This window comes from Syntrophaceticus schinkii, from assembly GCF_000946815.1.
GTDB classification, from domain to species: domain Bacteria; phylum Bacillota; class DSM-12270; order Thermacetogeniales; family Thermacetogeniaceae; genus Syntrophaceticus; species Syntrophaceticus schinkii.
In genome coordinates, this window is the sequence record NZ_CDRZ01000029.1 from 1 (window position 1) to 4,970 (window position 4,970).

A 4,970-nucleotide genomic window follows, 5' to 3' on the forward strand; every position below is an offset into this window, starting at 1 on the left:
TGAAAACGTGACAAAAGGACGGTCCCCGTGTTACGTTCATTTTTCGGATAGATACTAGTAAACCGTCACCCGGATCATTCTCGGATCACTCTTCCCATAAAGGGGTCGATGCCAGGCGCTTTTTTGGCATTTGCAACGTAACCGTCCCTGCGTTTTATGCCTGGCACCACCCTGTATCAATATTAACAAACGGGGTTTTTTGAAGGTTCAAGCAGGTTGGTCGTTGGTCGTTGGTAAAAAAAAGAATCCAAAACAGTTTCTGGCCCCTCGGACTTCCGACTTCCGGTATCTGACTTCCGTTTTTCCGGTTGGTGGTTAGATCTCTATTCCTCCGGGGGTTCTCTTTTCTCCAGGTTGACGAATTTGGTATATTCTTTGAGAAAGGCAAGCTGTATGGTTCCGGTGGGGCCGTTGCGCTGTTTGGCGATGATGATGTCGGCAACCCCTTTGTCTTCGGAGTCTTTATCGTAGTATTCATCACGGTAGATGAACATGACCACATCGGAGTCCTGTTCAAGGCTGCCGCTCTCCCGCAGGTCGGAAAGGATCGGCCTGCGGTCTCCGCCCCGCTGCTCCACTGCGCGGCTGAGCTGGGAGAGGGCGAGTACCGGAACGTCCAGTTCTCTGGCCAGTGATTTGAGGAAGCGGGAGATCTCGGAGATCTCCTGGACGCGGTTTTCGGAGCGCTTGCCTGTCTGCATCAGCTGCAGGTAATCGACCATCAGCATGCCGACCCCGTGTTCGAGCTTCAGGCGACGGGCTTTACTCCGCATCTCCATGAGTGTGAGCGCCGGGGTGTCATCTATAAAAATTGGGGCTTCTGACAGTCTGGTAGCAGCCTTTAACAGGCGCGGCCAGTCATCCTCCCGCAAAAATCCTGTACGCAGGCGGTGCTGATCTACCAGGGACTCAGAGCAGAGAAGCCTTTGCACAACCTGGTCCCCTGACATCTCCAAACTGAAGATGCCTACCGGGATCTGGTGTTTTACCGCCATGTTTTGGGCGATATTGAGCCCCAAAGCCGTTTTGCCCATTGAGGGCCTGGCGGCAAGCAGGATGAGGTCACTGGGCTGGAGTCCTGAGGTGTACTTATCTATATCCTCAAACCCGGTGGGAAAGCCGGTGACACCACCTTTTTTCTGGTAGAGCTGTTCTATTTTCTCCAGTGTTTCCACCAGCAGTTCCCGAATCGAACGGTAGCTCCTGCTGATGCGTTTCTGGCTCAAAGGCAGGATCATCCGCTCCGCATCATCCAGGAGCACCTCACTTTCAACCCCATCCTCATAACCCTGGGCCGCAAGTTGGGTGCAGGAATTGATCAGGGAGCGCAGCAGACCCTTTTCTGCCACAATACCGGCATAATAGCCGGCATTAACCGCGGTGGGGACGGCTCCTGCCAGTGCAGCCAGGTAGGTCGCTCCCCCTACTTTATCCAGTATTTCGCGGTGCTGCAGCTCCTCTGTTACGGTCACCAGGTCGATGGGGCGGCCGGCTTCGGCCATCTCCTTAAGTGTAATGTATAATTCGCGGTGCCCCTCCCCATAGAAGCTTTCCGGCCATAAAATCTCGGACACAACCGCGAAGGTGTCCGGGGCCAGCAGCAGAGCACCTAATACCGCCTGCTCTGCCTCCAGGTTATGGGGAGGGACGCGATCTAAAATTTCCATCAGTTTTTCCTCACTCTGTTTTTAAATGTACCACTGGTGTTTTCCGGTGTATTTTCCGGTTTGTCAAGTTGCTTCCCAGTATATATTCAAGTTTCGAGTTGTTATCCGGCATGCTAAGGGTCTTTTCCATTTCATTTTCCGGAGCGCCAAGTTTCTTTTCAGGGGCGTTTTCCGGAGTGCCAAGTTCCCTTTCCGGTGTATTTCCCAGCATACCAAGTTTCTCTTACTTCGTATTCTCCGGCACACCAATTTTCTCTTCCGGTGTGTTTTCCGGCATGCTGTAAATATTTACCCGTGTGTTTCCCGCAGCATTTTCAAGATTTAAAGTATGGGAAAAGGCCTCATTGATCTTATCGATGCTGACCACCTGAACACCCCACAGCTCCCCGGGCAGTTCACGGCTGTTTTCCCTGGGGACGAGCACCTTTTTGATCCCTACCTGGCGGGCTCCATAGATCTTTTCGGTGACTCCTCCCACACCCCGCACATGCCCCTGAATGGAGAGCTCACCTGTTACTGCCACATCCTGGCGCAGGGGAATGCCCTCAATGGCGCTGTAAATGGCGAGGAAAATAGCAGCCCCGGCGGATGGCCCCTCTACCCTGCCCCCTCCGACGATGTTGACATGGATATCAAAGTCGGCTGCATCCCTGCCCGTGACATGCCTGTAGACAGCAAGGGCATTGAACACCGAGTCTTTTGCCATCGTACCTGCGGCATCATTGAAGCGAACTGTTCCCCGCCGCTCTTTGACCGCGGGAAAGGCAATGGCCTCGATTTCGATAATGGTTCCCTGAAAACCTGCAACCGCCAACCCAAAGACGCGGCCAACCTCACCTTTGGGCTCCGCATGTGCTGTCACATAAGGTGTCAGTCTGCTCACCTGGAGAACCTCTTGTAGGTCGTCAAGGGTCACCCTTATATTCTTCGAATTTATTGATTTTTTCTGTCGATAACGCGCCACTGAAGAAGCATCCACCAGGATGTTGGTGGCTTTGCGCGCTTCAATGGTGTATTCACTGATTGCTTCCGCAAGGCCGCGGCCCAGGGTTGCTCCCAGTTTGCGGGCCGCCTGCCGCAGCACTTTTTGGATATCCAGCGGTGTGAGGCAGTCAAAGAAAATTTCCGCACACCTGGATCGAAATGCGGGGTTGATCTGGTGCGGCTCACGGGTGGTCGCCCCGATGAGAACAAAATCCGCAGGGGCTCCTTCTTCAAAAAGAGTTTTGATGTACTCGGGTATCATCGGGTCGCTGGGCTCGTAGTAAGATGACTCAAAGACCACCTTTTTGTCCTCCAGCACTTTCAATAGCTTGTTTTGGAGGATAGGGTCGACATCCCCGATCTCATCGATGAAGAGAACCCCGCCGTGGGCTTCAGTGACCAGGCCGACCTTCGGTTCGGGGATACCGCTTTCAGCCAGGTCGCGTCTGGCACCCTGGTAAATGGGGTCATGCACAGATCCCAAAAGGGGGTTGGTAATGTCCCTGGGATCCCAGCGCAGTGTGGTGCCATCCACCTCAATAAATGGAGCATCATCCTGGAAGGGTCCGCCAATTGTGGACTTAACGTGCTGTAAAGCTATACGGGCCGCGGAGGTTTTCCCCACACCTGGCGGGCCGTAGAGCAGAATATGCTGGGGATAGGGTGCAGCCAGCTTAGCGATCAGTGCCTTTAAAGCCCGCTCCTGGCCGATGATTTCCCCTATCGATTGTGGGCGAAGGATCTCGCTCACTGATGCATTGAGGTGCACCGTTCTCATTTTTTCTATTAATGCCAGTTTCTTTAGGGTTATGGCATTCTCAGGGGTGCCCTTCTCTTTGAGCACCTGCACCTTCATATCATTCAGGTACTGCTCCTGGCGTTCCTGGACTTTTTCCGCAATCTTCCTCTCCAGCTCTTCCTCAACAATACGCCGTGCGACAACCTGGGCGAGTTCATCTTCCAGATCATCCAGGATCTCCGGAATTTCCGCAATGCGCGGCGGTTTCTCCAGGGTTGGGTCCCCCTGGATCAGCTTCTGCAGAGCAAGCACCTGCTCCCCAAGCCTGTTTGAACGTACTTGGTTGAGAACTCCCAGTTTGCTCGCTCGCAGCACTAACTTTTCAGAACCGTAAATATCACCGAACACCTGGTAGAGTGCTGCAAGGCGGCTTTTGATCTCACTTCGTTTTACCTGTCTACCTGTGACATTTTGTGCCTCCTGATCCTTCTTGCACCCCGCGGTCATTTGGCAATCTCCTCTCCGACATCGAATTTAAGCGGTAATTTAAGCGGTTCAGTTGGCTTCTACATCTACTGTTATTTCTACCTGTATACCTGGGTACAGGCGGATCAGGACCGGATAGCGTCCTGGTGTTTTGATCGGTTCCGTAAGCTCAATTTTGCGCCTGTTAACTTTTTGATGAGAGCATCCGCTCCAATTCAGCAGCTATATCACGGCTCGTAACTGCTCCGTAGAGTTTGCCGCCCTCCCCGGCCTTGGTTTTGACCGTCACTGTCACACCTTTTAGACGGGCTGCCAACTCCTGTGCAGCCTGCTCCTGACGGGCATCCTTTTTGGCGCGTCCCTCCTGGATCAGGGATACATTTTTGAGAACACCCTTTGATGCGGGGACAGCAAGGCCGCGGGGGATCAGATAATTGCGGCCGTATCCATCGGCAACATTAACAATGTCTCCTTTTTTCCCTAACTTTTTTACATCTTCACGTAGAACGACCTTCATTATTATTCCTCCTCTTGCTCCTCTTTCAAGATCTCTAAGAGCTGTGAATGAGCCTCTCTCATTGTAACTCCTTTTAACTGGGCGGCAGCAACTGAAAAGTGGCCGCCTCCCCCCATTTTCTCCATTATGCGGTGAACATTAACACTGCCGGCGGAACGGGCACTCACACCAACACCCCCGTCGAGGGGATAGAAGGCAAAAGAGGCCGCTACCCCGGCGATTTCCAGCAGGGTATCTGCTGCTCGGGAGGCGGCTACCCGTGCTCCATCCATCGGTTCATCATATCCAGCAACTGCGAACCTGCCGAATGCCAGTTCCACATTCTGTAAGATCCGCGCCCGGTAAAGCATTACTTCCAATTTGTCTGTAAACAGCTCTCTGAGCAGTGCCTGGTCAGCTCCGGCCTCCATCAGCTGAGCGGCAATCCGGAAGGTGCGGTCACTTGTGGAAAAAGTAAACCTCTTGGTATCCACGATCAAGCCTGTCAAGAGGGCTGTGGCAGCAAGGGGGTGAAAAACGGATATCTTACGGGAAAATAGTGCACCAATTCTCCCACCAGCTCACTTGTGGATGATGC

Annotated in this window: 6 protein-coding genes; all 6 read right to left on the reverse strand. The window is 53.1% G+C overall.

Annotated elements, in window-relative coordinates; translation table 11 throughout:
- Positions 1-323: 323 nt before the first annotated feature.
- Genes dnaB through SSCH_RS02480 form a run of 6 tightly spaced genes read right to left on the reverse strand, consistent with a single transcriptional unit; the run spans position 324 to position 4,866 of the window.
- Positions 324-1,667, reverse strand: a complete 1,344-nt coding sequence (dnaB, locus tag SSCH_RS02460; RefSeq protein WP_044664087.1) for a replicative DNA helicase — start codon at positions 1,665-1,667, stop codon at positions 324-326.
- Between the two features lie 10 nt (positions 1,668-1,677).
- Positions 1,678-1,878 (reverse strand): hypothetical protein, encoded by a 201-nt coding sequence (locus SSCH_RS02465; protein WP_044664088.1) that lies wholly within the window; start codon positions 1,876-1,878, stop codon positions 1,678-1,680.
- Positions 1,879-1,890: 12 nt separating this feature from the next.
- Positions 1,891-3,897: a Lon family ATP-dependent protease gene (lonC, locus tag SSCH_RS02470; protein WP_084710867.1), complete on the reverse strand. Its 2,007-nt coding sequence runs from the start codon at positions 3,895-3,897 to the stop codon at positions 1,891-1,893.
- Between the two features lie 48 nt (positions 3,898-3,945).
- On the reverse strand, positions 3,946-4,098 hold the full coding sequence (locus SSCH_RS21580) for a 50S ribosomal L9 C-terminal domain-containing protein (protein ID WP_408645681.1): 153 nt from the start codon (positions 4,096-4,098) through the stop codon (positions 3,946-3,948).
- Complete coding sequence (rplI, locus tag SSCH_RS02475) at positions 4,061-4,393, reverse strand: 50S ribosomal protein L9 (protein WP_269746099.1); 333 nt, start codon at positions 4,391-4,393, stop codon at positions 4,061-4,063. Before rplI ends, SSCH_RS21580 begins: the two co-directional genes overlap by 38 nt.
- 2 nt (positions 4,394-4,395) lie before the next feature.
- Positions 4,396-4,866 carry a DHHA1 domain-containing protein gene (locus SSCH_RS02480; RefSeq protein WP_044664089.1) on the reverse strand — a complete coding sequence of 157 codons (471 nt, stop codon included), beginning with the start codon at positions 4,864-4,866 and terminating at the stop codon, positions 4,396-4,398.
- Positions 4,867-4,970 lie beyond the last annotated feature (104 nt).

What these genes read in the sequence shown, in the direction of transcription:
- dnaB (WP_044664087.1), bottom strand. Translation starts at nt 1,667, where the DNA reads ATGGAAATTTTAGATCGCGTCCCTCCCCATAACCTGGAGGCAGAGCAG.
- SSCH_RS02465 (WP_044664088.1), bottom strand. Translation starts at nt 1,878, where the DNA reads ATGCTGGGAAATACACCGGAAAGGGAACTTGGCACTCCGGAAAACGCC.
- rplI (WP_269746099.1), bottom strand. Translation starts at nt 4,393, where the DNA reads ATGAAGGTCGTTCTACGTGAAGATGTAAAAAAGTTAGGGAAAAAAGGA.
- lonC (WP_084710867.1), bottom strand. Translation starts at nt 3,897, where the DNA reads ATGACCGCGGGGTGCAAGAAGGATCAGGAGGCACAAAATGTCACAGGT.